Genomic DNA, 26,086 nt, shown 5'->3' with positions numbered 1-26,086 from the left:
TTGTTATCCGTCGTCGAGGTCGGTGCTCAGAGGCTGGACTTGGCAATGACCTGCAGGGTCATGTGCTCCAGCAGGCTGTTCATGTGGATGAACTGGGCGAAACGCTTGTCCTGGGTCTGGCCGTGGTAATAGCGGTAGTAGATCTGCTGGACGATGCCGGCCAGGCGGAACAGGCCATAGCAATAGTAGAAGTCGAAGTTGTCCAGGCGGATGCCGGCGCGCTCGGCATAGTAGTCGACGAACTGGCGGCGGGTGAGCATGCCCGGCGCGTTACTGGGCTGGCGGCGCATCAGTTGCACCGGCGCCGGGTCGTCGGCCTCGATCCAGTAGGCCAGGCTGTTGCCCAGGTCCATCAGCGGGTCGCCGAGGGTGGCCATTTCCCAGTCCAGTACACCGATGATGCGCATGGGGTTGGCGGCATCGAGGATCACGTTGTCGAAACGGTAGTCGTTGTGCACGATGGCCGGGCGTGGGTGGTCGGCAGGCATCTTTTCGTGCAGCCAGGCGATCACCTGTTCCCAGCGCGGGGCGTCCGCGGTCAGGGCCTTTTCATAGCGGCTGGTCCAGCCTTCTATCTGGCGCTGCACGTAGCCTTGTGGCTTGCCGAGGTCGGCAAGGCCGCAGGCGTGGTAGTCAACCTGGTGCAGCTCTACCAGGCGATCAATGAAGCTTTTGCACAGGGCCTCGGTGCGCGCAGCATCGAGGTCCAGTTCGGCCGGGATGTCCGAGCGCAGGATGATGCCGTTGACACGCTCCATGACGTAGAACTCGCCGCCAATCAGGCTGCTGTCGGTGCAGTGCACGTAGGCCTTGGGGCAATACGGGAAGCCGCTGTTCAGCTGGTTGAGGATACGGAATTCGCGGCCCATGTCGTGGGCCGACTTGGCCTTCTGGCCGAACGGCGGGCGGCGCAGCACGAAGTCGCGGCCCGGGTAGCTGACCAGGTAGGTGAGGTTGGAGGCGCCGCCGGGGAACTGGGTGATGCGCGGCAGGCCGTCCAGGCCGGGAATATTAGCCTTGAGGTAAGGGTCGATGACGGCCGCGTCGAGTTCTTCGCCGGGGCGTACCTGGGTGGACTGGTCGGTGAGCGTCATGCGTTTTCCTTATTCTCGATCGCAAGGACTATTGGCTAATCTAATGCGCTGATGAGGTTGGAACAAGCGTGCCAAGTGCCAAATAGGTGGGGGTGTTGCTGCTCGATCAACTGCCTTAATGGAGCTGCACAGATCGCCTGGCGCGCTGCTACAAAAAGCCAGCGCAGCCTGCCGAGGGCAAAAAAAAACCGAAGCCATTCAGGCTTCGGTTTTCGATCAGGCGGTATCCCCAGCCCTCAGGACGGGAACAGCTCGCTGAGCTTCATCGACAGCATCATGTCGCCTTCAACGCGCAGCTTGCCGCTCATGAACGCCTGCATGCCGTCGGTTTCGCCGCTGACGATACCCTTCAGGGTTTCGCTGTCCATCACCAGCGTGCAGTTGGCATCCGGGTTTTCACCTTCCTGCAGGTCGCAGGTGCCATCCTTGACGATCAGCGCGTAGTGCTTGCCTTCGTCGGTGATGTTGAAGCCGAACACCAGGTCCAGGCCGGCGGCAGCGGATGGGTTGAACTTCTCTTGCATCTTTTTGACGGCATCAGCTACGGAGGTCATGGCGCATTCCTTATAGAGTGATTTACACGTCCCCGCAGGGACACAACAAGCCGGGCTCATCGGTAGGTGACAAGCTCCGGCGCCTTCAACAGCTGCACATGGGCCTGGCTGTTGAAGGAAGCCAGTGCCACGTCGCGGCCGCGGAACTTCAGCTGGCTGAGCGACGTGTTGATGATCTGCCAGTTCAGCGCGAACGCCTGGCCGGGGGTAATACGGGTAACCAGGTGGAGCAGGGCGGCAATGGTGCCACCCGAGGTGAATATGGCGATATTCTCGCTGCCGGCGGCGCCATCGAGTACGCGGTGCAGGCCATCGCGCACCCGACTGGTGAAGGCCTGCCAGGTTTCCAGGCCATCGTCGGCATGCTCGCCCTCGTACCAGCGCTGTACCATCAGTGCGAACAGGCGCTGGAATTCGCTGCGATGCTGTGCACCATTACGCAGGATGTGCAGGGCGTCAGGCTCGTCCGGCAGCAGCCCGGGCAACAGGGCGCGGATCACGCCGTCGGCGTCGAACTCATTGAACGCGGCATCGGTCTCAACAGCCGGCACCCGGCAACCGCTGGCATGCAAGGCTGCCAATGCCAGGCGCGCGGTATCCTGCTGGCGGCGCAGGTCGCCTGCCACGCAGCGGTCAAGGCGCACGCCGAGCTGGGCCAGGTGTTCGCCCAGCGCCTGGCTTTGCCGCACACCCACGGGTGAGAGGACGTCGTAGTCCTCGGCGCCGAAGGAGGCTTGGCCATGTCGGATCAGGTAGAGGTTGCCCACGGAAGGTTCCGGCCTGTTGGAGGTTGCTGCGAGGTTAGGATGCGGCACACGGGCTGTCAACGAAAAAACATACAAGCGTTTGAAAAGGTTGTTTGAAAGATGTTGCCAGCGTTTGCACCGGCTGGCAGCACCTCAGGCGCAACGGTATGCTTGCTACAGTTACGCGCCGTTGTGGCGCAGGTATTTAAGGAGTCAATGTGGAGTTTCTTGCCGAATACGCAAGCTTTCTCGCCAAAACCGCCACCCTGGTCATCGCCATCCTGGTGGTGCTGTCGGCCATTGCCGGGCTGCGTGGCAAAGGGCGGCGTAAACCGGGCGGGCAATTGCAGGTCACCCGCCTGAACGAATTTTACAAGGAGCTGCGTGAGCGCCTGGAGTCCGGCCTGCTCGACAAGGCCCAACTCAAGGCGTTGCGCAAGCAGCAGGCCAAGGCGGAAAAACAGCAGCAGAAGAAGAAAGGCAAGGCCGAGGAAAAGGGCCGGGTCTTCGTCCTGGACTTCGACGGTGACATCAAAGCCTCCGCCACCGAAAGCCTGCGCAACGAAATCACCGCGCTGCTGACCCTGGCCACCCCGCAGGACGAAGTGGTACTGCGCCTGGAAAGTGGTGGCGGCCTGGTCCACAGCTACGGCCTGGCCGCCTCGCAACTGGCGCGCATCCGCCAGGCCGGCATCCCGTTGACCGTGTGCATCGACAAGGTGGCCGCCAGCGGCGGTTACATGATGGCGTGTATCGGTGAGAAGATTGTCAGCGCACCGTTCGCCGTGCTGGGCTCCATCGGCGTGGTGGCGCAGTTGCCCAACGTCAACCGGCTGCTGAAAAAGCACGACATCGATTTCGAAGTGCTGACCGCCGGTGAGTACAAGCGCACCCTGACCGTGTTCGGCGAGAACACCGAGAAGGGGCGGGAGAAGTTCCAGGAAGACCTGGACATCACCCACCAGCTGTTCAAGGATTTCGTCGCCCGTTATCGCCCGCAGTTGCACATCGACGAAGTGGCCACCGGCGAAGTCTGGCTGGGCGTCGCGGCACTCAACCGCAAGCTGGTGGACGAGTTGCAGACCAGCGACGAATACCTCAGCGAGCGTGCGCGCACGGCCAACCTGTTCCACTTGCACTATGCCGAACGCAAGAGCCTGCAGGAGCGCATCGGCATGGCTGCCAGCGGCACGGTGGAGAACACCGTGGTGGGGTTATGGAGTAAACTCGGCCGCCTGCGCTAACACCTTGAACCCGTTGAAATTTTTTTTCGTTCTGGGGGTTGCAAGGTTAAACGAATGCAGACATAATGGCGCCCATCGAAACGCAGCAAACTTTGAAAAAGGTTCAGCGTTTCAAGGAGATAGCGAAGCGTAAGCCGCTAGATCCGAACTTTGAGGCCGAGTAGCAAAGTGGTTATGCTCCGGATTGCAAATCCGTCTACGCCGGTTCGATTCCGACCTCGGCCTCCACCATTCGAAAGCCCCGCAGATTAACGTCTGCGGGGTTTTTCTTTGTGCGCCAGAAAATACCGAAGTCCCAAAACAAATAACAACCAGTCCCAAAACTTCCTCATTTTGAAGGCTTGGCAATGGCTCCGACGCGCCGGTAAACACGTTGTGTGATTCCCTCTTTCGAGTGCCCCAGCAGCACGCTCGCATCGTTCAGGTCGTTGATTTCCGAGGCAGCCTTGGGTCGGATATCGCGGAACTGAAACTGGGCGATTCGGTTGGCGAGGTCTGGCCTTTTCTCAACTTCAGCTTTCACCCTGGCCGCCTCTAGGACGTCTGCCCACCGGTTGCGCAGCATCGGCCAGCTCATGCGCTTACCGTGCTCATTGAGGATGAAGAACGGCGACAGGTGCTCGCTGGTCCTGCGTATGATTCGCTCGAGCAGTTGGCCCAGACTGTTCTTCACCCCGTCCGCTTCCAAGACGATCCTCAATCGCTTGCCGGTCTTGCCTTGGCTGACCATCAGGTAAATTCCCTCCATATCGTCCTTCCGCATGGACAGCACGTCTGACGGCCGCTGGCCAGTCAGGTACGCCAGGTCCATCGCATCCTTGAGCTCTGGTGGAGCCTCCTCGTATACCGCTTGCCACACCGTTTCATTGGCATAGAAGTCGCGCGGCTTTTCCTTGTTCTTCCTTACGCCCAGGCACGGGTTGTCCCTGGTGGTCAGACCCCATTCCCTTGCCGTGTTGAACACATGGGAGAGCAAGGCAATCTCTCTGTTTGCCCTGGTCTTGGCCGACCGCGAATCGCGGTATTGCGCGATCATCGCCGGCGTGATGGCATCGATTGGCGCCGAGTCAAACACGGTTCGCAGCTGCTTGAGCTCGTAGATATTGTCCTTTTGGGTCCTGGCGGCCTTGCCTGGGATGATCTTCATTAGGTACTCGTCGAAGATCCCCTTCATCGTGGTCAGCTCTTTCGGTACCGACTTGGCCTCCAGTTCCGCCCACTTCAGCTTGGCCTTCACCAAGTCATTGCCGAGGAAGATGTCCTTGCCTGACTTGTCTCTGTAGTACAGCGCCTCCCACACCTTGCCATTGGCTTTTGTTCTCTTGCGTCGATACATGCCTGGCGGCAGGTCGCGATTCTCGGTCTTCCTTGGACGCATTTCATTTCACTCGGGAAAAATCAGGGGTCCAGGCTGGCGCCGGTGGCGGGGCTGCAGTGACTGGAACGGTGTCGATCACTACGCCGCTGAGCTTCTGGCGGGCGTATTGGCGGCCTACTAGTGGCCGGCCGCCGCGGCTCTCGACGAAGTGCCAACCTTTTTCTGTCAGCCAACGGCGCTGCCACGCCCGTGGCTTGTAGCCGGTGATGGCCACCAGCTCTTCGTCCGAAAGGATCTCGTTTTCCATGGAATGGTCTCCACACCGCCAGTGGCGGCAGGCTGGTATTCAGTCGAGGTGGTAGTAGACGTTGCAGTCGATGCCTTGGCCCTTGAGCTGTTGGAGCGAACTGGTTCAGGCGTCGAGGGTGAGTGGAGCTTGGTCATGGGCAACCCCCTTAGATGGACAACGTACCCAGCGAGGGCGGTGCTCGGCAGCATGTCATCACCGACGACCTGGCGCTGATAATCGATGGAGCCGTGGCCAGGCTGACCAAGCACAATCAGCAGATGGGAGACTTCGTATGGGCCTACTACGGATCAAAGCACCCAGCCATGCGAGTCGGAAGGGAAGCAGGCATGTCCGAGCGCAAGGCCCGGGAGATCATCAAGGCAGGCGTTGCATGGATTGACTGCGCACTCGAAGAAATTCGAGAGGCAGCGTAAAAATATCTATGCGGGCGGATAAACACCCTGTTTTCATAGCAGCGTGTCCAGCTTGCAACGGCACCACACTGATAAACCCCGGCCATCGCGCTGGGGTTTTCGTTTTTGTCGGATGCGATGGCATTTTGCTTCTGGTATCTGTACATTTTCGCCTCCTGCAGGGAGAGCGACGTTTTGGCCGACCAGATTACCTACACCTTCCCCTTAGCGTTCTACTACGAAAGCAAGCTTCCGGTACCGATTGACGAGATCGTGAAGTCGCTGCTTGCATTGGAAAAGCTCGCGGCTAAGGTTCCATTACTCCTTGGTGAGCTGAGTGGAACTAAGATCGATTTACATTCCCTCAAAGTGGAAAAAATCGAGTCTGGAAGCCTCAAAGAGCTCCTGGAGATGTCTATCTCCTTTCTATCGGAAGAGGACAAGGCGAAGTTCAAAGCCTGGCTGAGGGGAACCAAAATGGGACAGGCGACGAAAGTTGCGGCTTTGGGCGGGTTGGCATCGCTAGCTGTTTTGCTCATTGCCAGCCAAGCCATTACCGCATACGACACGTTCACGAAGACTGATACCCCCAGTATCCAGGCGAACCATAACGTCATCATCAATATCGGTGCGGACGCTACAGGCGTTCCGGCCGAACGTCTCAAAAAGGCAATTGACGCCTCCATGACTGGCGACAAGAAAAAGGTAGTGGCGGCAGCTTTGAATTTTGTCAGTCCTGCAGCTGGCGAAAATGGTGGTGGACTCTACCTTGGCAAGGATAAAGAGTCGGGAATTGCGTTCTCCCACGAAGCAGCTACAGATGCTCCAGCGCAACCAGATTTCCGTGTCCGAGATGTAGAGCATCGCTACGAGAAGACTGAGGTAGTGATCAAGGTCTTGGATCGGGACAAAGTCGAGTCCGGTTGGAAGGCAATTCTCCCTACGGTCGCGGCGGAAAAGCGCCTACCGCTATACTTTGCAGACGGCATGGCGCCCGGCAAAGCGGCGAGGGAAGAAAGCGTGTTTGCTGATGTCATTGTGACCTACGCACAAGACTTCAACAAAGGATCGATGATTCCTAAAAGCGTTTTGATTCAAAGAATTTATTAGCACTCCTTCGAAAAGCCCAGCTCAGCCCAGTGCTGGGCTTTTTCGTTTATGTGGATGACGCGCCCAGGCAGATGGGTGAAGTCAGCAGATGTGATCTGTAAAATTTTTATCGCCACTACATTGACATCACGCTCTAAGTGCTCAAGATAGAGGCTTTCGTCATTTCTGAGAGCCTCACTGATGCGTAAGATCCTAGCTATAGCCGCACTCATCCTGTCCACCGCAGCCAATGCAGACTGGCGAGTGGAGGTATCTGACCTTCATACAGGAAAGGCTCCTGCTGGCTACCCAGCTGTCATGGGACTTGCTCGAAACACCACGAATGGCACCCTTTCCAATGTGTTTGTGAAGTTCAAGCTGTACGACACAGAGGGGAATGTCGTGGGCAACACCATGGCTGCCGGGCAAGACATCGGCCCAGGTGAGACCTGGAAGTTTGCAGCGCCAACCACAGTTCCGTTCAACGAGGCGAAGCTTGGCGACGTAGATGTAAAGTAGGCTGAGAATGTGAGGGCCCCGCCAAGTGCGGGGCTTTTTGTGTGTAGAGAAGCCACAGTCAGGGTGGGCCGTCGGGGGGCCTGGACGCGGTGTAGCCGATAGTCCTGCATGACCAAGAACGCCGGCAGTTGATGAACTCGCAACTCACGCGTGCTTCTCGGGCGGCTTCTACGGACTGAGGGTAGGCGCCTGCTTTCCTCGCAGTGTGTCCAGCTTGCAAGCAACGCGACAAAGATAAAATCCAGGTATTTCGCTCTGGGGTTTTGCCTACTCAGCCCTGAATTTCGACTTCGGTAAGGGTTGCCTGCTGTCGAGCGGCGTAGAAACCTTTATCCCGCAATGATTGCAGGACCTCTGCTTGCTTAAGTCCGGTAGGTAGGCTTTCGATCGCAACTCTTCGCTCGAAAGTTAGGCCGTCTAGGAATACAGATCCGGCTCCGCTGATTCTTGGGATTCCTTTTCCATCCTCAACAATGAGAATGCGGTCTTGATCCCGATAGATGTCTACCTGCATGGAAACTCTCTTTCGTGAACTGGGTGCTTGATAGTAGCTATTTGCCGTCAATGGGCGTAGCTGGTTATCCGTCCATGTTTTTTGTGCAGGTGACACGCCCAGGCTACTGCGCTACGTCGGTAGTGGCGTGGATCTGAGCCGTGTGCTGATCGGCTACGAGGTGAGTCTGGAGTGCGTGGCCCCGCAGTCCAGACCATCAGTCGGGGATGCACCAGGCATCCGTCCGCATTCTACGATCCAGTGTTAGAAATAGGTGTCGTGATGGCTATTGGATGGCGCACCGTTTAGTCCTTGGATATGATCGTGAACAGAGCCGAACACAAGGAGACGAAGATGGCCACGGAACCAAAACACGTCAGGAAATTCAGGGATAAGCACCTGCAGTCCGCAGAGCAAATCGAAGCATGGGGCGATGGCTACATTGGCGAGATGATGGGCTCTGGTAAGAACGCTCAGAAAAACGGCGTTCTGCTTGTAACCGGATCCCGGGTAGTCTTCTATCGTGCTGGCATATTTGGGGAGGTGAACGAGAGCATTCCGCTGAAGTCGATCACCTCAATCGAGCGGACGTCATTCATGGGGCATCGCACAATTCGCATGCACACCTCACATGACTCGCTCGAGTTCAAGTCCTTTAAGAAAGAGCAGGATCAGGCGCTAGTTGAAGCCATTGAGGCTGGTCGCGGGCATGCTGGAGCACCCATTGCTGCGGCGAGCGCGCCAGAGGTAGTAAACGATCTAATGGTCGCTTTGAGTAAGCTGGCGGACCTGAAATCTGATGGAGTGCTGACAGAGGAAGAGTTTTCTAAGAAGAAGGCTGAGCTGCTCGCCCGGCTCTAATGCTGTCATCCGTTCGTCATTCCAGCGCGTGTTGAGGGATGAGGCAAAAAAGCCCGGCATATTCGCCGGGCTTTTTCGTTATACGGCCTTTAAGTTCCACTCCTTATCCAGCCATGCGTTCACATCTTCACGCTTATGCGGTGCCCTTCCTGGAACGCCCTCAAGCTTGTGCGCTACCTTGCTCCGATTATCGTCGGACAAGGTGCAGTTTCTCGTCTTGAGGTAGTGGTCGATGAAGTACTCGACCTCCCAAGATTCGGTAAGAGAGACAAAAATCCGGTCGATCTTTCCCCGGTACTTCTTGTTGTCGTTACTGCTCCAAACCATTTCTACTGCTCCAGTTAAGTGGCTGATTGCCACTTCATCCTATTAGCACGCCGTTAACTTTGGATCCATCGTGTTTTGGTCTGGAGTTGCTATCTATTTTCCTAAGCCCTCTACAGAGGGATTCCCGAGATGCCAAACATGCCCGAGAAGGATCCTGGCCTGTGGGCCGCTGTGCTCGCATGGGTGCTGGCTCACCAGCCTCAGCTGTATGCCGCTGGCCTGTCGGTCGCGATTGCTGCGCTCCGGGTGGTGTATGGCGGCGGCACCCGCCGGCAGATGTTCTTAGAGGGTGCCCTGTGCGGCCTCATCACCCTCGCCCTGGTGCCGCTGCTCGAATGGATGGGCCTGCCGCAAGGCATGGCCACCTTCGCCGGCGGCATAGTCGGCTTCATGGGTGTGGAGAAGCTTCGCGGCTACTCCGACCTATTCCTGTCTCGCAAGGCTCAAGGCTGATGGCCTGTAGTGGATGCTCCGCCCGGCGCGAGTGGATCAACAAATGGACAAAGGTGGCGTATGAGCGAGCCCGTAATCTTGTTACTGGAACAGATGCTGGAAGAGCAGAAGAAGCAGACAAGCCTGCTCGAGCAGATCGCAACCCAGAACCTGGCACTTATCGAAGCCCTGGCGGATGAAGGCGGTGTCGATCCTGATGCGCCACCGCAGACCTACCTGAGTGGCGCGCCATGCCGTTGAGACCTCAGCGACCATGTCGAGCCCAGGGCTGTCGTGCTCTGCACCGGCCGACATCCACATCGGCGACCACTACAGCGAGTCGCTGGGTCGGGAGTCGACCCAGGCGTGGGTGTTCAACCCGACACCCAGCGATGACATCGTCCCACGCCTGCACGATGCAAAGGTCAATGGCATGGCCCAGCTCGGGATCAACATCAACGGTGTCGAAGAGGTCGACGGCACGCTGTATGCGCAGTCGTGGTGGTGCAGGTTGGAATGATGGACGGGCTACCTCTGGCCTGGTTGGCCGAACTGAATGACCAAAGCGCTCTGGTGACCGATCCGGACGGGCGAGCTGCCGTTCTTTGTGAGATGGCTTTTTCCGCTCGTCGCCGTAACCAGGTGGGCGACGGGGAGCTGGCCGAGATGCTGGAATTCGCCGAGGCAGCGCGGCTATGGGCGCTCGAGCATGAGGGGCTGGGCGAGGTGCCAATCTGAAAGGGAATGTAGGTCGGCAGAACGCCGGAGGATGGTGCTGTCGGCTGTCTAAAACCGTTCAGAAACTTCTCGGTTTTACTGAGCGAAAGTCGCCCAAACTCGCCAATGCATATTAGACATGCTCGACGCATAGGCCGCTAACGGCGCGGCCTGAAGTCGATTTTTCACACTACTGCTGCAGTACCAGATGTGCTAATTCTATTGATTCGTCGGCACGAGAGCTGAGAGATGGGTGATCCAGAAGTCATCATCCACCGCGCTCCATCCGTACGAAGGTTGTTTCACTGCGCGCCATTTTGAGTCGTCGCCTAGTACGAAATGCAGGTCGCCCTTTATGAGGCCGTTCACCTCCAAGACCATTTCTGCATCCCTCAAAGCCGGCGAAATCTCGACCTTTTTACCGAGGATATCGAGCTCAAGATTACCAACATTCGCGACCGTGTCTTGAAGAAATGGCTCGGTGACAATCACTTGAATTCCCGGTGCATCTGCTAAAAATTCACAGACATACGAATACAGCTCACCGGTTTTTTCTTCGAACCTCTGCTTCCTGTGTTCGGCAACAGCTTTCTTATTTTTCTCACTGCTGATGTAGGCGCTCAGCTTGAAATACAACATTTCCTTTTTTGTCAAGAGTTTTCCGGTCATGCCTGGCCCCTTCTAGAGTCCTTTCGCCCCGATTGGAGGGGCGGTACTCTCGCCCCCCCCAGTGTAGTGTCGTGATGCTATCAAAGATTCTGGGGGATCTCTGGGGAAATGAATCCCCCGAATGGTATGGTGATGTTGCGTCGCCGACAGAATGCTCTAGCCCGGCTCGTCCACCTCCGATAAAACTAGGGCTCCAGAGCTGCTGACGAGTGGAACATCAGATCCTCCCGCGTGTCCTGAGGTACCGGGCGGCTCCTGGTTACCTCGGTATGTGCAGAGCGGAGTTCGACAAGGCAGTCCGGCCGTTCGTTCGAGAGTTTCCTATTGGTGCTAGGGGTGTGGGATTTGATCGGTATGAGCTCGATGAGTGGGCTGATAACTACATAGCTATGCACTCGTCTGAGAAAAACAGTTCGGTTGGGAGGAAGTCTGATTACGCGGCCAAAGTGGCTGAGCCAAAATGTGCTTAGCAATCCCAAGCTGAGTTCGAAAAGGCTCTTGAATTAGTGCGTCGAAAGAGATGATGGATCATGAGGACCGATTTTCTGTTGCTTGCCCTATACGGCGGCCTAGCAGTCATCCCACTAGAGAGGGTTTGCGCTGACTTCTTTCCTTCGCTCACCCCTGAAAAACTGAAGCGAAAAATCGCTCGTGGTGAAATTGTACTCCCGCTCATGGCCATGGAGTGTAGTCAAAAGTCTGCTCGGGGGGTGCACCTCAACGATCTTGCTGCTTACATAGATGCTGAGCTCGCAGAAGCGAAAGAGATGCTGAGTGGCCATCGCGAGCCCTGTGCAGTGCTTGCAGCGAGCGCCAAGGATTGTGAATCCTTCTCGCGATGACCAAGCTGAGGATAGTCCGTGGATTAGCGCTCAACCTCCGATTGCAACGAGTTGCTACTTACCACCGAGGTCATCCACTCGGAAATGTCCGACTGCAACCATGCAACTGAATGCGGCCCAAGCCGAACCTGGCGTGGAAACGTGCCCTCGCGCATTCGCGTGTAGATGGTGTTCCTTCCCAGCCCCGTTACGGTTATCACTTCACCAATCCGCATGAAGCGATCAGTCGCAGCCGAAATCATGCTCACCTCCGAGCATCCACTTGACTATCTTACACTGGCAAGCGTTGGTGGTGGCTTCCGCTTGCGCCCAGGCTTCGACTTCTGACCTCCAGTTTGCTCCCACTCCTTTAGAAAGTCCCGGACCGTCTCAAGCCTCCAGCAGATCCGGTGCCCTTGTTTGAAGGAAGGAGGTAGCCACGATGCATGATTCTGCAGCGCGCTTCGTATCGCGGATTCGGAACGACCGAGTAGTGTGGCAAGTTCTGGTATATGGATGATTTCAGGGTCCATAGTTGGCACCTTACTGGGATTGGCGGCTGAGTAAGCTCAGATCCAGTTTGGCGTGAGCAACACTAGGTTGCAACGCCTAGTCAGGTGCGCCTCAGAAATATCAGCCTGTCTGGCTATGGATGCCCGACGAGTCTCGGTTTTCTGGACGAAGGTCCCAAAGACTCGCCTATGCACATTAGACAGGTTCGACGCATAGGCCACTAAACGAGCGGCCTGAGGTCGAGTTTTTCCACTAGTGCTGCAGTACTGGAAGGGTTAACACAGGATTGGTATCTGTTCGTGCAGGAAGCGCCAGGCTGCATAGGTGAAACATGCCATGCCGATAATGAATGCCGCGAAGCCCAGCAAGCCGGCAATCCACATAGCAGCATCCCAAGTATTGGATGGTTCCGGCTCATCGGGATCGGGTAGTCCGCGTTTGAGTGCGCGGATTTGGCGGTCAATGATCTCCCCGAAAAGGTAATCCCTCCCGAGCATGACTGTCAGTACGATACCAAATAGAACGATCGCCGCAGTGAGGGACACCCATGCGAATTGAACTGGGGTAACGGTGGAGGGTGGCAGCTGCACCTTTGCCGAAAAGAAATTCGCGCATACCGCCAAGGCACCCCCACTGAGAAGCAGTAGTGTTTTGACCAAGTCGGTAGCTCTGGCGACCGTCTTTTCTTGGCTTAGGTTGTGCTGGTCTATGTACTCGTTCAGAGCATTGTTGCCATCATCGGCCATCGCGGATTCTCCAAGTCGAGATGTCATGAGGCTACCATAGAAAGGAGAGCGAAAATCAGTTCCAAAACTGAAATGGCGACCCTTGTAGAATGCGGGTTACAGACTAGAAAATCTCGATTCGTTTTGGAACTGATTTTATTGGCAAAGCCGCATGAAGCGGAGATTCTTGGATCGGATTGCAAATCCGTCTACGCCGGTTCGATTCCGACCTCGGCCTCCACCATTCGAAAGCCCCGCAGATTAACGTCTGCGGGGTTTTTCTTTTATGGGTCGGAAAATGCCATGAGCACCTGCAAATGCAGCGGTAGAGCGGCGGCGGCAGGTTTGGCTCCTGGGGCTCTGAGCAAAATTGCAGAATTTGGTATTTATTTTGCGGGCATTTTTCAGTATCTGGCTTTAATTGCCAGGGATTCTGCACAATTGCCTGTATAATGAATGCCTAGCCGTTTTCTGCGGCTTTACACGTTGAGGTAGCTTTATGCACCAGGCCATATCCCCCGAGACGCAGCGTGCCCATGAGCGCTTGAATGAACAGACCGAGCGGTTCATCAAGCAGGGAGGCCAGATTGAGAGCGTTCCCTCTGGAGTCAGCGGAGTGCTAGCGAGCAAGCCGAAGGTCGTTTGGACCAACCCTCACACGGCCAAGCCCATCCACAAGCGATAGCACGTTCAAAAACAGCACTGCTTGGTTGCTCCATAGCGAATGCGAGGGCACAAGTATGTTGAGGCACCTAGTGATTTGGATATTGCCGGGTGGATTGGAGTCAGCGAGACGGATGTCGCTCTTTACCGGGGTGATACATTTCGATTGAAGGATGGTTCGTGGCTCATCCATTTTCTTTCGCAATGCCCCGCGAGCTTCGCCACAGCCTTACTGGCAGTTTCACCCTCCTTGTAAAAGCTGAAAACCCAGGCGACAGGCGTATGAGCGAGTTGGATTGAGCATACGATCTGGACTCAAGCTCATTCCAAGCCTTGTCCCGGTGGTCCTTTTTAAACCGCCTGAAAGCGTTGGAGGCGCATACTTCAAATAGCTCAGTACTTCTGAGCATTGAGAGGTGCGTATGTGCAGAGACAGGTATGGTGTAGATAGCGAAAGACAGTGCTGTCAGCCAGCCGGTAATGAAGGTCCGCTACAGAGATCAATCGCTCACAACGGAACCGTTTGCCAAGAGGGGCGTGACGACAACTTCGACACCTTCCCTTGCGAAGAGGGCATAAGCAGGGGCCGCCGGACCCACCGAGGGTATCCCATGCGCAGTGTTATGGTAATCACAAGCGCCCATTGGAATAACGTCCAGCTGTAGATGGGCATTGATGAAAGGATCGGGCCCCGGGGGGATAACTGAACCCGCCGAAGGCGCCCTGCGGGCGTTGAGTTGCGGACTTGACCTTCATAGGCGACGCATCATGGATGCTGCGAGAATAAGGCGCTAGCGCACATGGCATTTCAGCCTGCCAATGTGCCTCAAAAGGGATCGAGCCGTGCATCGATGCCGGCCTGCCTGGCCAGAGTAATAAGGTCTTCGACGCCTTCTTGTTCAATTATGCAGCCCACGTAATCGGCGCCGCCTGTGTCCATATGCAGAAAGCGCTTTCCGAACCCGCTTAGCCATTGATCGAAATCGATCAGCACCTGCATCAGTGATTGTGTACCTTCCAGCTTGTAGGCATAAACCTGGTCAATACCGCTGGCTTCAACCAGCTTCGGTGCCTGGTACTCGAAATCATCGAAGCCACGCACATCCACGGCCATGAGAATCAGATGATTGAGTGGCTGGCCTTTCTCAGCGTCCAGAAGACCGCTTGCGAGCGCGGTGGCTGGATCCTCTCCCTGGTTGTAATAGCGCAATACCCTTCTGACGAGACGCATGCGTTCTTTTTCTGGCAGACGCGCCAACAAGGCTTGGGTGAATACTTTCAACTGGGCACGCAGTGGATAAAGCTCTCGCATTATCGCGGCGTCGCTCATCCGTGGTTCATCGGGTGGAGGTTGTGTGAAGCGACCGCCAAACAATCGACTGAACAAGCCCATTCCGTTCATTCCCCTTGGTCAGTGAAGCCAGTTGCAAAGCTTACCCCAGCGGTTCAGTGACAGCGAACAGGGTCCAGGTGATATCACCGGTCATTTTCAAGGTTTCCATATCGCGGCAACTGTCCAAGGAGGGGTAAAACAGCCGGTGGTCCGATTACGTTCTCGAACTGGGTTACAGCGATTGCGTGCCGCCTCGCTTTCGCTATGGTGAAAGTTCACCAATGGCATACAACTAAAGTCGTAGGAGGCTGACATGAGAAATCGCGGTGAAGTTTTCTGGGAGTGGGCTGATCCGACCCTTCACCACCGCACTCACAACGAGACCCTCAGCGATGGAACGTACATAGATGTTCAAGTGCGACTGTCGCGCACGGGTAAAACACAGATGTTCATTGGGGTGTACGCCGCAGGCGGCATGGCCCTTCACGAGGAGGCAATTGAATCGCGCCCCGGTGAATCCATGACCAGGGCTTTGGCTTGGGGTGTGGGCCGGGCTCGCCGCATTGCCACTGACACGCAGCCGCAGTTCGACCGGGTCGTCTGCTCAAAATAGAAGCGAGAGGCGGGGTCAGTGGTGAGAACAAATGGGCGCTGGGCTAATCGTTCCGATTTCAGCATTTGCGCCGTCGCCACCCCCCCCCCCCCCGCACTGCAATGCCTCGTTTGTCGCTTGAATTTTTCAAGTACGGCTTTAGAATCACGGCCCGGTCGGCCGGAGCTGCCGACTGTCCTTCTCTCCCATCCGCGAACAAGGAGGTGCCCATGACCCAGTTTCCAATGATGTGTCCGTCAATGAACCGTCAACGAAATCCTGGAGGGGCCGTTGCTGCCCCGCGGAGAACCCAACATGTCTACTCCCTGTCCATCAGTGCTTCTGGTGGCCCTCAGCTCGGCTGAGGAGCAAGCCCAATGCCGTGCCCTGCGGGTACGCGACGAGCAGTCTGACTTCATCGCCAGCAACAGCGAATCGCTGGAACAGGCCGCCGATAGCCCCTGGTGTGAACCCTTGGCCGTGCGTGCGCTGCACAGCGGTGAAATGGTCGGTTTCCTGATGCATGCTCTCGATCCGGATGAGAACAGCCGCTGGATCTATCGCCTGATGATCGACCACCAGCACCAGGGGCGTGGTTATGGGCGCGCGGCCTTGCGGGCGCTGCTGGCGTACCTGCAACAGCTGCCGGGCGGCCCCGGCGTGGCCCTTGGCGTAGCCCCGGAAAACATCGGGGCACGACGCCTCTACGCTGGCGAAGGCTTCGTCGAGACTGGCGAAGTGATCGATGGCGAGCTGATCATGCGACGAATGTTGGTGTGAGCAAAGGCGGGGCGCCCAGGCGTCCCCGCCACCTCGCCTGGTTGCAAGTACTAGCCTTCAGGCGGGGTTACCCCACAGACGAATTCATCCGACCCCAAGCGGTGCGAGCCGAACTCCACGACGTAGCCATGACCACGGCGCTGCGCCTCGGCCCTGGCAGTGTTCTGGTCGGCATACACATCGACGAAATGCCAGGGGTAGCGGTCTCTCAGTACACCCCAGCCAAGCACCCAGCCCTCATTGCCTGGATCGGGTGGCAGATTCTTCGCCAAGCTGCGGATGCCCATAGCTTCACCCCCGGCGTAGCCTTCAGGTTTCTGTTTGCACAACCGCACCGCTCACGGTTTGCACAAGACCGTGTAGGAAGCATCACACTTCGGCTCCAGCCACACGGGCCTGTCGAACAGCATAGCGCCATTGATGATGCCGCCGGCTTTCTCCAGACGAGCCCATAAGCCCAGGTCGTGAATGATTATGCGCGTTGCGGTGTGCGGCTGATGAAGGCTGAGCTCGTACTCGATTCGCTCAAGCACATCGTTTGCTTCTTCTTCCGTCATGCTGTCCACCCCCTTCGAACCAGGTGTCACCCATGCCAGGCTGGATGCCGGGCAGGAATTCCTGCACATATACAAACTAGAGCCCGGCGAGCGCCCGTTGGTTCGCTTTCATCAAGGGCTAGCGTGCGCTGCAATCACAGCCAGCGCACGTGAACCTCAACCTTCGAACTGAATCACCATGCGCCCTTTGATCTTGCCTTCCAGCATCTCCTCGAAGATGTGGTTGATATCTTTGATAGGGCGCAGTGTGACCTTCGGCACCACTTTCCCTTCTGCGGCAAATTGGAAGGCTTCCTGCAGGTCCTGTCGGGTACCGACCAGCGAACCGACCACCTCGATACCGTCCAGCACCAGACGGGGGATATTCAGGTCCATGGCTTCCGATGGCAGCCCGACTGCCACCAGGCGTCCCCCGGCGCGCAGGGCGTCGACCGCCGAGTTGAAGGCAGCCTTGGCCACTGCAGTCACTACGGCGGCATGGGCGCCCCCGGTCTTGGCCTGGATGACCTTGGCGGCATCTTCGGTGCGCGGGTTGACCACCAGCTCGGCGCCCATTTCGCTGGCGAAGCGCAGCTGCTCGTCATTGACATCGATGGCGATCACCCTGGCATTGAACACGTTCCTGGCATATTGCAGCGCCAGGTTGCCAAGGCCCCCGAGGCCGTAGATGGCGATCCACTGGCCGGGGCGGATGTTGGACACCTTCACCGCCTTGTAGGTGGTCACACCGGCGCAGGTGATGCTGCTGGCAGCCGCGGAGTCGAGCCCGTCGGGCACCTTGACCGAGTAATCGGCCTTGACGATGCAGGCTTCGGCCATGCCGCCGTCCACGGTGTAGCCGGCGTTCTTCACTTCGCGGCACAGGGTTTCATTGCCGCTGTTGCAGTATTCGCAATGGCCGCAGCCCTGGTAGAACCAGGCTACGCTGGCCCGGTCGCCTGGCTTGAGCGAGGTGACGCCCGGCCCGACCTCCTGAACCACGCCAATCCCTTCGTGGCCCAGTACCACCCCGGTCTTGTCACCGAAATCGCCATTTTTCACATGCAGGTCGGTGTGGCATACGCCACAGCATTGCATCTTCAACAGCGCCTCGCCGTGCTCGAGCGGGCGCAGGGCTTTCTCCACCACTTCCACGCGACGGCCTGGTGCAACAACAGCAGCTTTCATACGAGCCTCCATGTCCTATGCGGATGAACGTGCTTATCGCCGGCTAAGCATAGCCCTGGGCTGGTACGGTAAAACTGCTTCAGGTCATGGTCTGCGGGCCGATGCATGCCACAAAAAGAAAAGCCCGCGGCAACAATGCGGCGGGCTGCAAGAACATAAGGAGCAGGATCAGTGTGCCCCGCCGCATGTCAGCATTTTGTGAAGCTCAGGTGATGGGGGTGTCACGCATGGCTCAGCTCGAGCTGGCTGATGACGCACACCGACCCGTCCTCGGCTGGCGTGGTGTCGGTATAGTCCACCTGGTTGTACACCCCGCCGTGGAAGTTCAGCGTGCGCGTTGCCCAGCTACCGCTGAGCTGAAGCCCCGAAGTCGTACCTGTGCGGCCATTGCAGCTGGCACTGACCGTGCAGGCGCCGGCCCCCGTTACCTCGATGGTGATGTCGAACCGCGCACCCAGCGGGACGTCGGTCAGTACCGTGCTGCTGGTTGTCGTGAGCTGGTTGAACTCAGTGCGAAAACCGACGGTTATCCTGGCCTTGTTCCAGAACACTTTGATAGGCGGGCTGTCGTCATCCTTGACATGCAATTGGGCTATCACCACTTTCTGAGCCAGGTTGACCTTTTCCAGGACCATGGTCTGGTGGTTGCGGTGGCGAGCGGCGCTGTTCAGCGGCCAGTAAACGGGCTCCTTCCACTCACAGCGGGTGCGGTGGGTGCTTTTACTGGAGGCGCCCTTGGTCGGAGCCGTCAGGCGCACCGAGCCATCACTGAGGCGGGTAACCACCCCGGGCAGCGTCGCCAGCGCCTGGGCGCCGGTCAGCTCCAGCGCTACCGGGTCGGTTGCGGACTTCGGTACAGGGGTGGTAATGATCAGGGTGTCGATGTTTACAGTCATGGATGTTCTCCTTGAAAACAAAGGTCCTGCATCATTTGCGAGCGTGGCCAGCATTGGCGGGGTTCCCTGAGATTCCTCTGCACTGGACGGAGGGAGAACGGCGGCCAAAAAAAAGCCCGCCGGGAAAGGCGGGCAAGCAACGTTTGAAGGGAGAGCCTGCAGAGTGGGCCTGGCCGGTTAACCCAGCATTAAACGCCATGCATTGACCTGTGCAACTGTTCAGCCTATATAGGCCTGCCACCCGCCCAGGAGCCAGCATGCACGACGAAGACGACCTGCACGAACCCGAGCATGATCACCTGCTTGATCACGAATTCCTGTACGACGACAGTGAAGCAGAAGCCGATGCCCGAGGCATCGAAGATGACATCGAGGAAGACGAAGAGACGCTGGATGACCTTGATGACGAAGAGCGCGATCACCCAGCGTGGTTCGACGACTGCGAAGAGGAGTGATTCAGCGACCGTCTATTGAAAAACGCCCGGGGCCGCTGACGGCCAGCGCCAGGAGGCCGCCCATGATGCTGAGGTTTTTCAGAAACTGAGTCAGGTTGGCACTGCGCTCCGGGTCGACCATGTTCCAGAACGGGTGGCCCAGCAGCGCGGTGCCGAGCACGAACAGGGCGAACAGGAAGGCCAGCGGCCGGGTGTAGAAACCGAGGATCAGCAGGATGCCGACCACGAACTCCATGAGCACGGCGACTGCTGCGGCCAGCATCGGGGCAGGGGAGCCGAGTGACGTCATGTAGCCGACCGTGCCTTCGAAACCGGTCAGCTTGGCCCAGCCAGACACGATGAACAGCACCATCAGCAGTACGCGGGCAATCAATAGCAGGGCGTCGCGTTGACCATCGAACAGTGAGTAGCGCATGGCAGCGTTCCAGTGGGCCTGTTTAAGCTCACTCTAGCAGTTGCGACGCGGATTGCTGGCGGGCAATAAAAAGGCGCCCTGAAGGCGCCTTTTCAAAAAGTTTGGTGCGAGTGGCGGGACTCGAACCCGCAAGGCTCACGCCGACAGATTTTAAGTCTGCTGTGTATACCAATTCCACCACACTCGCACGCTTGAAGGGGTCGTGACGACCGGCTCGCTTCTAAGCAGAAGGGCTTCGCAATCAAGCGCGCTTTATAACCCATCGTTATAGTTGCGTCAACCGCAGCGCCTATGATCAACAGAGAAGGGGGCGATCGAAGGGGTAATTGACACCTTGATGTCATTGCGCCACTTCCCCCTCTGGTTGCAACCAATGAGTGTGCAGCAATGACTCGGTCCAATGTTTCGCAGCCTGGCGTGTGCCCACGGCTTTTTTGGCGCCTGGTGTTCGCGCAGATGCTTGTCCTGGGCGCATTCCTGTATATTTCGCTGATCAGCCTCGGTGTTTACCTGCTGATGCTGGGGTTCGCTGCCGAACAGGCCCAGCCGCAGCAATGGTTGGCCTTGGCCGGTGGTGGCTTCATAGTGCTGGTCAGCCTGTGGCTACTCAAAGTGACGATGCCGTGGTGCATTGGCCCGGCATCGATTGATTCCGAGCGCTGAGCTTCTCCCTTTACCTGGGCCAGCCACCTGGATGCTGGCTGGTGGCCCCGCTCGGCCAAGCCGGTTTTCCCTTTCCTGCCGTACCGGTGGAGTTTGCATGGTTTCAGCCGACCGCTTCAACCCCGTGATGCCTGACCACCGCTATGAGCAGTTGGTCCAGTCGGTGGTGGATTACGCCATCTATATGATCGACCCGTCCGGCCATGTGGTGTCATGGAATGCCGGTGCGCAACGCATCAAGGGCTACCGTGCCGATGAGGTGATCGGCCAGCATTTTTCGATGTTCTTCACGCCCCAGGATTGTACTGAAGGACGCCCGGAACGCTTGCTGCGCCAGGCGCTGGAGCAGGGCGGGGCGCAGGATGAAGGCTGGCGCGTACGCAAGGATGGCACGCAATTCTGGGCCTTGGCCGTGCTGCATGTGATCCACGATGACCAAGGCCAGGTAGTCGGCGTGGCCAAGGTGATCCGGGATATCACCGACCGCCGCGAGGCGGCGCTGCAACTGGATGCGGTGCGTGCCCAGCTGTTTCAGGCACAGAAGCTGGAAGCGCTTGGCCAATTGACGGGTGGCCTGGCCCATGACTTCAACAACCTGCTGACCATCATCCTCAGCTCGGCGCACCTGGCCTTGTCCACCAAGGACCCGGCGCGCGCCCAACGCATGCTGCAGCACATCATCGATGCCGGGCAGCGGGGCACTGAGCTGACCCAGCAATTGCTCAGCTTTGCCCGTCATCGCAAGCTCGATGTGACCCGTGTCGCCCCGGCCAACCTGATCGACGCCACCCGCGGTCTGCTGGAGCATGCGCTGCCAGGTTCGATCGAACTGACGGTGCTGGTGCAACCCGACCTGCCGCTGATCGAGGTCGACACCGGGCAGTTGCAGATGGTGCTGCTCAACCTGCTGTTCAATGCCCGCGATGCCATTGCCGGGGCGGGCCGGATCGGCTTGACGGTCGATGTGGTCGAACTGGCCGGCGAGGTCGAAGGGCTGCGCGGTGGTTTCGTGCGTTTCGAGGTGGAAGACAGCGGCGAGGGTATTGCGCCAGCGATACTGCCGCGCATCTTCGAGCCGTTTTTCACCACCAAGCCCTTTGGCAAGGGCACCGGCCTGGGCCTTTGCCAGGTGTACGGTTTTGCCAGGCAGAGCGGCGGCGCGATCTGCGTGAAAAGTGAACCCGGCCAGGGAACTTGCATGCAGCTTTACTTGCCAATCTATCAGGCTCCAGCAGACAGCCAACTCGACGGGTAGACACCATGGCGCAGGCACTCAGGCGGCTGATGACCAGCATCGAAGGGCTCGATGCGTTGCTCAAGGGTGGCCTGGTGGCCGGTGCGTCCTACATCATTCAGGGCCCGCCGGGGGCCGGCAAGACCATTCTCGCCAACCAGCTGGCCTGCGGGCATGTGCGCGGCGGCGGCCGGGTGCTGGTGGCGACCCTGTTGAGCGAGTCGCACGAGCGGCTGTTCCAGTACCTGGCAACCCTGGAATTCTTCGACCCGGCGCTGGTCGGCGACCCGATCCAGTTCGTCAGTGCCTTTGACACCCTGGAACAGGAAGGCCTCGACGCGGTGGTACGGCTGCTGCGCCAGGAAATCGCTCGCCAGCAGGCCAGCCTGCTGATTGTCGATGGCGTGCTCAATGCACGGGTCCGCGCGGAAACCACCCTGGACACCAAGAAGTTCGTCTCCGAGCTGCAGGGCCATGCGGCCTTTGCCGGTTGTACCGTGCTGCTGCTGACCAGCGCCCGGCTGGAAGAAGGCAGCCCGGAGCACACCATGGTCGACGGCGTGATCGAGCTGGGCGAGCAACTGTTCGGCAGCCGTGCCGTGCGCCATATCCAGCTGCGCAAGACACGCGGCAGTGCGGCGCTGTCGGGGCGCCACGAATGCCTTATCGATGAAGCCGGCATGCATGTCTACCCGCGCCTGGAGTCGCTGTACAGTCACCCCAGCAAAGCTGGCAGCGCAACCCGGGAGCGAGTCAGCAGCGGGGTGGAAACCCTCGACGAAATGCTCGGTGGTGGCCTGGCCACAGGCTCGGTGAGCTTGCTGATCGGCCCCTCCGGCATTGGCAAGACCTCATTGGGCCTGGCCTTCCTCGGCGCCAGCAGCCCACAGGCACCGGGGCTGCATTTCGGCTTCTACGAAACGCCCGAGCGGCTGCGTATCAAGGCCGCGTCGCTGGGGCACGACTTTGTCGCGATGGAACAGGCCGGCAGCCTGCAGCTGTGCTGGCAGCCTACTACCGAGGGCTTGCTCGACCAGGTCGGGGCGCGCCTGCTGGAGCGTGTCGAGGCACAAGGCAGCAAGCGCGTGCTGATCGACAGCCTGGGGGCATTCAGCCGCCTGGCCACCGACCCGGCGCGGCTCAATGCATTTTTCCGCGCGCTGACGGGCGAGCTGCGCGCGCGCGATGTCAGCGTGATGCTGACCTGGGAAATGCGCGATATCTTCGGCGCGGAAATCAGTGCCCCGGCGCCGGACCTGTCGAGCATCGTCGACAACCTGATGCTGATGCGTTTCGTCGAACTGGAGTCGCAGCTGCGGCGGATGCTGTCGATCCTCAAGGTGCGCGACAGCCACCACGACCCTGCCTTGCATGAGCTGCAGATCGGCCCACAAGGCGTCACCCTGCGCAAGGCGTTCGAAGGCGCCTGTGGTGTGCTTTCGGGAACGCCGGTGCCACAGGGGAGTGGCTGACGGGGCGGGCCCATGAACACCATCCTGATCGTCGATGACGAGTACCTGATTGCCGACATCCTTGGTTTCGCCCTGGAGGATGAAGGTTTTCTGGTGGAAAAGGCGAGCAACGGCTGCAAGGCGCTGGAAGCGCTTAAGGAAAAGCGCGTTCAGCTGGTGATCACCGACTACATGATGCCGCTGCTCAATGGCGAGGAGCTGGTGCGTTCGATGCGCGAAGACCCCGCCCTGAGCGACCTGCCGGTCATTCTCATGAGTGGCGCACAAGCCAACCAGGGCTGCCCGGACCTGTTCGCCGCAGTGTTCGACAAACCGTTCGACATGGACTGTATGATTGCCAAGGTGCACGAGCTGCTGGGCAGCTGAAGCGTGCGGCGATCAAGCGCATCCGTGCGGCTTGAGGCAGGTCGTTCAGTGCGAGTCGTCGTGCTTTTCCGGGGCCGGGCTGCCGGCCTGGATACGCTTGAAGATCTCTTCGCGATGGACCTGGACATCTTTCGGTGCATCGATACCGATCCTCACCTGCATCCCCTTTACGCCCAGAATGGTGACTTTGATGTCATCATTGATGACGATGCTTTCGCCAACCTTACGGGTGAGTATCAGCATGTAGTTCTCCTTGGTGATATAAAAGTCCGCCGGGCTAGTTGCCACGGCGGCGGGATCTGGTCCCTCTTCCTTCTCATTAAAGACGCTTTCGGCGGATAGTAATTCCCCGACAGACAAATTCTGTTGCGTGCTTTCAGTCGCAGGTGCCGAAACAAACCACCAGGGGTTTGTCGGCCAAGGTACTCGCTGGCAAGCATAGGGGGCTTGGTGGCCAATGGGAAATTTCTTCGCCTCATGGTCTGAATAGACCGGGTCAATGGTCCTGCTGTTCCGCAAGTGCCTGAAGAAATAGCAATAGTGCCACCTCTTCGCGGTCCAGGCCTTTGCGCAGGCGGCTTTTTGGCAAGTTGGCCAGGCGTCCCGCAGCAAAGTGTTCAAGTACCGCCGGGTGGATGTAGCAGCGCCTGCACACGGCCGGGGTGTTGCCCAGGCGCGTGGCGACCTGGCGGACGATGGCGCTGACCTGGCGCCTGGCTTCGCTTTCGGGTTCCCAGGCCAGGGGGCGCAGCAGCTCCAGGGCCAGGCGGCTGCCGGCCCAGGTGCGGTAGTCCTTGGCGGTGAAATCGGCGCCGGTCAACTGCTGCAGGAACTGGTTGACCTCGCTGGAGCCGACGCTATGCCGTTGGCCATTTTCATCCAGGTACTGGAACAGCGCCTGGCCAGGCAGCTCCATGCAACGCTTGAGCAGGTTGGCCAGGCGCCGGTCGTTGAGGGTGACGTTGTGTTCGACGCCACGCTTGCCACGGAACTGGAAACGAATGGTACTGCCCTTGACCTGTACGTGGCGGTTGCGCAGGGTGGTCAGCCCGTAAGACTTGTTGTCACGCAGGTAGCGTTGGTTGCCGATGCGGATCAGGGTGTGGTCCAGCAGGCTGACCACCAGGGCCATGACCTTTTCCCGATCCAGGCCTGGGCGGGCAAGGTGCGCCTCCAGCTGTTTGCGCAGCTTGGGCAAGGCCTGGGCGAAGGCCAGCATGCGCCCGTACTTGTGCTGGTCGCGGGTTTCCCGCCACTGTGCATGGTAGCGGTACTGCTTGCGGCCACGGGCATCGCGCCCCGTCGCTTGCAGGTGGCCCTGCGGGTCGGCACAGATCCATACGTCGGTGTAGGCCGGGGGGATCACCAGGGCGGCGATGCGTGCCAAGGTGTCCGGGTCGCGTACCCGGCGGCCTTCGGCGTCCAGGTAGATGAAGCGGTCGCGCCAGCGTCGGCGGGTCAGGCCGGGCTGGCTGTCATCGACGTAGTGCAGTGTGGCGGGAAGCGGGCAGTCAAGCATCGGCAGCAGGCCTCGATCAGGTGACTGATCAATGGACAGCGGCCATGCGGCGGATGCTCAGCCCAGCAAGGCCACCGACTTGATCTGGGCAAACAGCACCTGGCCCGGGTGCAGGCCGAGCTGGTCTGCCGAGAAGCGGGTGATCCGCGCCAACAGGGCATTGCCGTCGGCATCCAGGCTGACCAGCACATGGGCCGGGTTGGCCGCCGCCCGGCTTGCGCACACGCGCACCGGCAGGCGGTTGAGGATGCTCGAGGTGCCATCAGCCGTCAGCGCAAGGCTGATGTCACGCGCCTGCACCTTGACCCGCAAGGTGCTGCCGATCACCTGGGCCGGGTGGGCGATGCGCAGCAGCGGCCCATTGTTGCCAGGCAGGCGCAGGGTGAGCAGGTCGTAGTGTGGGTCGTGGCCCACCACCAGGCCGTCGAACACCACGCCGGCGTCCTCGCCCTGGGCCAGCGACAGGTCGAGGCGGGCCAGGGTCTCGCCGACCGGGCCGCTGGCCACTGCCTGGCCTTGTTCCAGCAACACCAGGTGGTCGGCCAACCGCGCCACTTCGTCCTGGGCATGACTGACATACACCACGGGGATGTCCAGCTCGCCGTGCAGGCGTTCCAGGTAGGGCAGGATCTCACGCTTGCGGGGCCCATCCAGCGCCGCCAGCGGCTCGTCCATCAACAGCAGGCGCGGGCTGCTCAGCAGGGCGCGGGCGATGCCCACCCGCTGCGCCTCGCCACCGGACAAGGTCGCAGGCCGGCGTGCCAGCAAATGGCCTATGCCCAGCAATTGGCACGCCTGCTCGAGGCTGACCTTGCGTTCGGCGCGGGCTACCCGGCGCCAGCCGAATTCCAGGTTGCCGCGCACCGACAGGTGCGGGAACAGGCTGGCCTCCTGGAACACATAGCCTACCGGGCGCAGGTGGGGCGGCCGGAAGTAGCCGCGCGCGCTGTCTTCCCAGACTTCGCCATTGACCTCGATATAGGCACTGGCGGCCCGTTCCAGCCCGGCCAGGCAACGCAGGCAGCTGGTCTTGCCGGAGCCCGAGTGGCCGAACAGTGCGCTGATGCCGCGCCCCGGCAGGTGCAGGCCGACATCCAGGGTGAAGTCGTCGCGGGCCAGTTTCAGGCGTGCCACAATCGAACCGCTCATT

At 59.0% G+C, this 26,086-nt stretch carries 37 protein-coding genes, 2 tRNA genes and 1 pseudogene; 20 read left to right on the top strand and 20 right to left on the bottom strand.

The genetic code is table 11. The features are described from left to right. Positions 1 to 26: 26 nt before the first annotated feature. The 3 genes from QSV36_RS15870 to QSV36_RS15860 form a co-directional block, all read right to left on the bottom strand. Complete coding sequence (locus QSV36_RS15870) at positions 27 to 1,094, bottom strand: phosphotransferase family protein (RefSeq protein WP_289133118.1); 1,068 nt, start codon at positions 1,092 to 1,094, stop codon at positions 27 to 29. 236 nt (positions 1,095 to 1,330) lie between these two features. After that, positions 1,331 to 1,648: an SCP2 sterol-binding domain-containing protein gene (locus tag QSV36_RS15865; RefSeq protein ID WP_225778368.1), complete on the bottom strand. Its 318-nt coding sequence runs from the start codon at positions 1,646 to 1,648 to the stop codon at positions 1,331 to 1,333. A gap of 56 nt (positions 1,649 to 1,704) precedes the next feature. Further along, positions 1,705 to 2,415: a histidine phosphatase family protein gene (locus QSV36_RS15860; RefSeq protein WP_289133115.1), complete on the bottom strand. Its 711-nt coding sequence runs from the start codon at positions 2,413 to 2,415 to the stop codon at positions 1,705 to 1,707. 197 nt (positions 2,416 to 2,612) lie between these two features. Here QSV36_RS15860 and sohB point away from each other — a divergent pair, with 197 nt between their 5' ends. Both sohB and QSV36_RS15850 read left to right on the top strand, forming a co-directional pair. Next, the gene (gene sohB / locus QSV36_RS15855) at positions 2,613 to 3,638 is read left to right on the top strand and encodes a protease SohB (RefSeq protein WP_289133113.1); all 1,026 of its coding nucleotides are present in this window, start codon (positions 2,613 to 2,615) and stop codon (positions 3,636 to 3,638) included. Positions 3,639 to 3,792: 154 nt separating this feature from the next. After that, positions 3,793 to 3,866, top strand: a tRNA-Cys gene (locus QSV36_RS15850). 100 nt (positions 3,867 to 3,966) lie between these two features. Here QSV36_RS15850 and QSV36_RS15845 read toward each other — a convergent pair. Both QSV36_RS15845 and QSV36_RS15840 read right to left on the bottom strand, forming a co-directional pair. Next, entirely contained in the window at positions 3,967 to 5,016 is a 1,050-nt protein-coding gene (locus QSV36_RS15845) for a tyrosine-type recombinase/integrase (protein ID WP_289133111.1), read from the bottom strand. 1 nt (position 5,017) lies between these two features. Continuing rightward, a complete protein-coding gene (locus QSV36_RS15840) occupies positions 5,018 to 5,263 on the bottom strand; it encodes a DUF4224 domain-containing protein (protein ID WP_289133108.1) in 246 nt (81 codons plus the stop codon). Between the two features lie 155 nt (positions 5,264 to 5,418). Here QSV36_RS15840 and QSV36_RS15835 point away from each other — a divergent pair. The 3 genes and pseudogenes from QSV36_RS15835 to QSV36_RS15825 all read left to right on the top strand — a co-directional run. Beyond that, positions 5,419 to 5,679: pseudogene (locus tag QSV36_RS15835) on the top strand (antiterminator Q family protein); the annotation flags it as partial. A 174-nt stretch (positions 5,680 to 5,853) separates the two neighbouring features. Further along, positions 5,854 to 6,768 (top strand): hypothetical protein, encoded by a 915-nt coding sequence (locus QSV36_RS15830; RefSeq protein ID WP_289133106.1) that lies wholly within the window; start codon positions 5,854 to 5,856, stop codon positions 6,766 to 6,768. 180 nt (positions 6,769 to 6,948) lie between these two features. Continuing rightward, a complete protein-coding gene (locus QSV36_RS15825) occupies positions 6,949 to 7,266 on the top strand; it encodes an FxLYD domain-containing protein (protein ID WP_289133104.1) in 318 nt (105 codons plus the stop codon). 271 nt (positions 7,267 to 7,537) lie between these two features. On the opposite strand, the gene QSV36_RS15820 is transcribed toward QSV36_RS15825, so the two are convergent. Beyond that, entirely contained in the window at positions 7,538 to 7,780 is a 243-nt protein-coding gene (locus QSV36_RS15820) for a hypothetical protein (RefSeq protein WP_289133101.1), read from the bottom strand. Positions 7,781 to 8,113: 333 nt separating this feature from the next. On the opposite strand from QSV36_RS15820, the gene QSV36_RS15815 reads away from it, so the two are divergent. Then, positions 8,114 to 8,620, top strand: coding sequence for a PH domain-containing protein (locus QSV36_RS15815; RefSeq protein WP_289133099.1), 507 nt, complete (start codon positions 8,114 to 8,116; stop codon positions 8,618 to 8,620). Positions 8,621 to 8,698: 78 nt separating this feature from the next. Here QSV36_RS15815 and QSV36_RS15810 read toward each other — a convergent pair whose 3' ends face one another. Continuing rightward, positions 8,699 to 8,947, bottom strand: coding sequence for a hypothetical protein (locus tag QSV36_RS15810; protein WP_289133097.1), 249 nt, complete (start codon positions 8,945 to 8,947; stop codon positions 8,699 to 8,701). A gap of 129 nt (positions 8,948 to 9,076) precedes the next feature. Here QSV36_RS15810 and QSV36_RS15805 point away from each other — a divergent pair, with 129 nt between their 5' ends. Genes QSV36_RS15805 through QSV36_RS15790 form a run of 4 tightly spaced genes read left to right on the top strand, consistent with a single transcriptional unit; the run spans position 9,077 to position 10,117 of the window. Beyond that, the gene (locus QSV36_RS15805) at positions 9,077 to 9,400 is read left to right on the top strand and encodes a phage holin, lambda family (protein ID WP_289133095.1); all 324 of its coding nucleotides are present in this window, start codon (positions 9,077 to 9,079) and stop codon (positions 9,398 to 9,400) included. 60 nt (positions 9,401 to 9,460) lie between these two features. Next, positions 9,461 to 9,640 carry a YebO family protein gene (locus QSV36_RS15800; protein ID WP_289133092.1) on the top strand — a complete coding sequence of 60 codons (180 nt, stop codon included), beginning with the start codon at positions 9,461 to 9,463 and terminating at the stop codon, positions 9,638 to 9,640. A gap of 13 nt (positions 9,641 to 9,653) precedes the next feature. Beyond that, positions 9,654 to 9,899, top strand: coding sequence for a hypothetical protein (locus QSV36_RS15795; protein ID WP_289133089.1), 246 nt, complete (start codon positions 9,654 to 9,656; stop codon positions 9,897 to 9,899). Then, entirely contained in the window at positions 9,899 to 10,117 is a 219-nt protein-coding gene (locus tag QSV36_RS15790) for a hypothetical protein (protein WP_353853245.1), read from the top strand. Before QSV36_RS15795 ends, QSV36_RS15790 begins: the two co-directional genes overlap by 1 nt. A 198-nt stretch (positions 10,118 to 10,315) precedes the next feature. Here the strand turns inward: QSV36_RS15790 and QSV36_RS15785 are convergent, their stop codons facing one another. Beyond that, positions 10,316 to 10,765 (bottom strand): hypothetical protein, encoded by a 450-nt coding sequence (locus QSV36_RS15785; protein WP_289133084.1) that lies wholly within the window; start codon positions 10,763 to 10,765, stop codon positions 10,316 to 10,318. A gap of 530 nt (positions 10,766 to 11,295) precedes the next feature. On the opposite strand from QSV36_RS15785, the gene QSV36_RS15780 reads away from it, so the two are divergent. Next, positions 11,296 to 11,607, top strand: coding sequence for a pyocin activator PrtN family protein (locus QSV36_RS15780; protein WP_289133082.1), 312 nt, complete (start codon positions 11,296 to 11,298; stop codon positions 11,605 to 11,607). 23 nt (positions 11,608 to 11,630) lie between these two features. Here QSV36_RS15780 and QSV36_RS15775 read toward each other — a convergent pair whose 3' ends face one another. Further along, on the bottom strand, positions 11,631 to 11,822 hold the full coding sequence (locus QSV36_RS15775) for an AlpA family phage regulatory protein (protein ID WP_502945672.1): 192 nt from the start codon (positions 11,820 to 11,822) through the stop codon (positions 11,631 to 11,633). Between the two features lie 552 nt (positions 11,823 to 12,374). Beyond that, positions 12,375 to 12,845: a hypothetical protein gene (locus QSV36_RS15770; protein ID WP_289133077.1), complete on the bottom strand. Its 471-nt coding sequence runs from the start codon at positions 12,843 to 12,845 to the stop codon at positions 12,375 to 12,377. A 123-nt stretch (positions 12,846 to 12,968) separates the two neighbouring features. On the opposite strand from QSV36_RS15770, the gene QSV36_RS15765 reads away from it, so the two are divergent. Together QSV36_RS15765 and QSV36_RS25935 are read left to right on the top strand one after the other, a co-directional pair. Beyond that, positions 12,969 to 13,277, top strand: coding sequence for a hypothetical protein (locus QSV36_RS15765; RefSeq protein ID WP_289133075.1), 309 nt, complete (start codon positions 12,969 to 12,971; stop codon positions 13,275 to 13,277). Positions 13,278 to 13,323: 46 nt separating this feature from the next. Next, positions 13,324 to 13,509 carry a hypothetical protein gene (locus QSV36_RS25935; RefSeq protein WP_353853243.1) on the top strand — a complete coding sequence of 62 codons (186 nt, stop codon included), beginning with the start codon at positions 13,324 to 13,326 and terminating at the stop codon, positions 13,507 to 13,509. Positions 13,510 to 14,313: 804 nt separating this feature from the next. On the opposite strand, the gene QSV36_RS15760 is transcribed toward QSV36_RS25935, so the two are convergent. After that, positions 14,314 to 14,817: a DUF6630 family protein gene (locus tag QSV36_RS15760; protein WP_349679065.1), complete on the bottom strand. Its 504-nt coding sequence runs from the start codon at positions 14,815 to 14,817 to the stop codon at positions 14,314 to 14,316. 316 nt (positions 14,818 to 15,133) lie between these two features. On the opposite strand from QSV36_RS15760, the gene QSV36_RS15755 reads away from it, so the two are divergent. Both QSV36_RS15755 and QSV36_RS15750 read left to right on the top strand, forming a co-directional pair. Then, positions 15,134 to 15,433 (top strand): hypothetical protein, encoded by a 300-nt coding sequence (locus QSV36_RS15755; RefSeq protein ID WP_289133070.1) that lies wholly within the window; start codon positions 15,134 to 15,136, stop codon positions 15,431 to 15,433. A 294-nt stretch (positions 15,434 to 15,727) separates the two neighbouring features. Beyond that, complete coding sequence (locus QSV36_RS15750) at positions 15,728 to 16,192, top strand: GNAT family N-acetyltransferase (protein ID WP_289133067.1); 465 nt, start codon at positions 15,728 to 15,730, stop codon at positions 16,190 to 16,192. Positions 16,193 to 16,242: 50 nt separating this feature from the next. Here the strand turns inward: QSV36_RS15750 and QSV36_RS15745 are convergent, their stop codons facing one another. The 4 genes from QSV36_RS15745 to QSV36_RS15730 form a co-directional block, all read right to left on the bottom strand. Next, the gene (locus QSV36_RS15745; protein ID WP_289133065.1) at positions 16,243 to 16,479 is read right to left on the bottom strand and encodes a hypothetical protein; all 237 of its coding nucleotides are present in this window, start codon (positions 16,477 to 16,479) and stop codon (positions 16,243 to 16,245) included. Between the two features lie 51 nt (positions 16,480 to 16,530). Continuing rightward, on the bottom strand, positions 16,531 to 16,749 hold the full coding sequence (locus QSV36_RS15740) for a hypothetical protein (RefSeq protein ID WP_289133062.1): 219 nt from the start codon (positions 16,747 to 16,749) through the stop codon (positions 16,531 to 16,533). A gap of 156 nt (positions 16,750 to 16,905) precedes the next feature. Next, positions 16,906 to 17,916 (bottom strand): alcohol dehydrogenase AdhP, encoded by a 1,011-nt coding sequence (gene adhP, locus QSV36_RS15735; protein WP_289133059.1) that lies wholly within the window; start codon positions 17,914 to 17,916, stop codon positions 16,906 to 16,908. Between the two features lie 221 nt (positions 17,917 to 18,137). Beyond that, a complete protein-coding gene (locus QSV36_RS15730) occupies positions 18,138 to 18,812 on the bottom strand; it encodes a polysaccharide lyase family 7 protein (protein ID WP_289133057.1) in 675 nt (224 codons plus the stop codon). Between the two features lie 257 nt (positions 18,813 to 19,069). Between QSV36_RS15730 and QSV36_RS15725 the strand changes: the two genes are divergently transcribed. Beyond that, positions 19,070 to 19,267, top strand: a complete 198-nt coding sequence (locus tag QSV36_RS15725) for a hypothetical protein (protein WP_289133054.1) — start codon at positions 19,070 to 19,072, stop codon at positions 19,265 to 19,267. A gap of 1 nt (position 19,268) precedes the next feature. Here QSV36_RS15725 and QSV36_RS15720 read toward each other — a convergent pair whose 3' ends face one another. Together QSV36_RS15720 and QSV36_RS15715 are read right to left on the bottom strand one after the other, a co-directional pair. Then, positions 19,269 to 19,682 (bottom strand): DoxX family protein, encoded by a 414-nt coding sequence (locus QSV36_RS15720; RefSeq protein ID WP_289133052.1) that lies wholly within the window; start codon positions 19,680 to 19,682, stop codon positions 19,269 to 19,271. Positions 19,683 to 19,784: 102 nt separating this feature from the next. Further along, positions 19,785 to 19,869, bottom strand: a tRNA-Leu gene (locus tag QSV36_RS15715). A gap of 200 nt (positions 19,870 to 20,069) precedes the next feature. Between QSV36_RS15715 and QSV36_RS15710 the strand changes: the two genes are divergently transcribed. The 4 genes from QSV36_RS15710 to QSV36_RS15695 all read left to right on the top strand — a co-directional run bounded on the left by QSV36_RS15710 (position 20,070) and on the right by QSV36_RS15695 (position 23,417). Further along, the gene (locus tag QSV36_RS15710; RefSeq protein WP_289133050.1) at positions 20,070 to 20,345 is read left to right on the top strand and encodes a hypothetical protein; all 276 of its coding nucleotides are present in this window, start codon (positions 20,070 to 20,072) and stop codon (positions 20,343 to 20,345) included. 97 nt (positions 20,346 to 20,442) lie between these two features. Continuing rightward, a complete protein-coding gene (locus QSV36_RS15705) occupies positions 20,443 to 21,600 on the top strand; it encodes a two-component system sensor histidine kinase NtrB (protein WP_289133048.1) in 1,158 nt (385 codons plus the stop codon). Between the two features lie 5 nt (positions 21,601 to 21,605). Then, entirely contained in the window at positions 21,606 to 23,051 is a 1,446-nt protein-coding gene (locus tag QSV36_RS15700) for an ATPase domain-containing protein (protein ID WP_289133046.1), read from the top strand. A 12-nt stretch (positions 23,052 to 23,063) separates the two neighbouring features. Then, entirely contained in the window at positions 23,064 to 23,417 is a 354-nt protein-coding gene (locus QSV36_RS15695) for a response regulator (protein ID WP_289133045.1), read from the top strand. 45 nt (positions 23,418 to 23,462) lie between these two features. Here the strand turns inward: QSV36_RS15695 and csrA are convergent, their stop codons facing one another. The 3 genes from csrA to modC form a co-directional block, all read right to left on the bottom strand. Next, positions 23,463 to 23,660: a carbon storage regulator CsrA gene (gene csrA / locus QSV36_RS15690; RefSeq protein WP_004375914.1), complete on the bottom strand. Its 198-nt coding sequence runs from the start codon at positions 23,658 to 23,660 to the stop codon at positions 23,463 to 23,465. Positions 23,661 to 23,913: 253 nt separating this feature from the next. Continuing rightward, complete coding sequence (locus QSV36_RS15685; protein WP_225778353.1) at positions 23,914 to 24,936, bottom strand: DNA topoisomerase IB; 1,023 nt, start codon at positions 24,934 to 24,936, stop codon at positions 23,914 to 23,916. Positions 24,937 to 24,993: 57 nt separating this feature from the next. Beyond that, the gene (modC, locus tag QSV36_RS15680; RefSeq protein WP_289133042.1) at positions 24,994 to 26,085 is read right to left on the bottom strand and encodes a molybdenum ABC transporter ATP-binding protein; all 1,092 of its coding nucleotides are present in this window, start codon (positions 26,083 to 26,085) and stop codon (positions 24,994 to 24,996) included. Between the last annotated feature and the right edge of the window lies 1 nt (position 26,086).

It is taken from the genome of Pseudomonas sp. BCRC 81390 (assembly GCF_030341915.1).
In the GTDB taxonomy this organism is placed as follows: Bacteria; Pseudomonadota; Gammaproteobacteria; order Pseudomonadales; family Pseudomonadaceae; genus Aquipseudomonas.
This window is presented reverse-complemented; position numbering and strand designations above follow the sequence as displayed.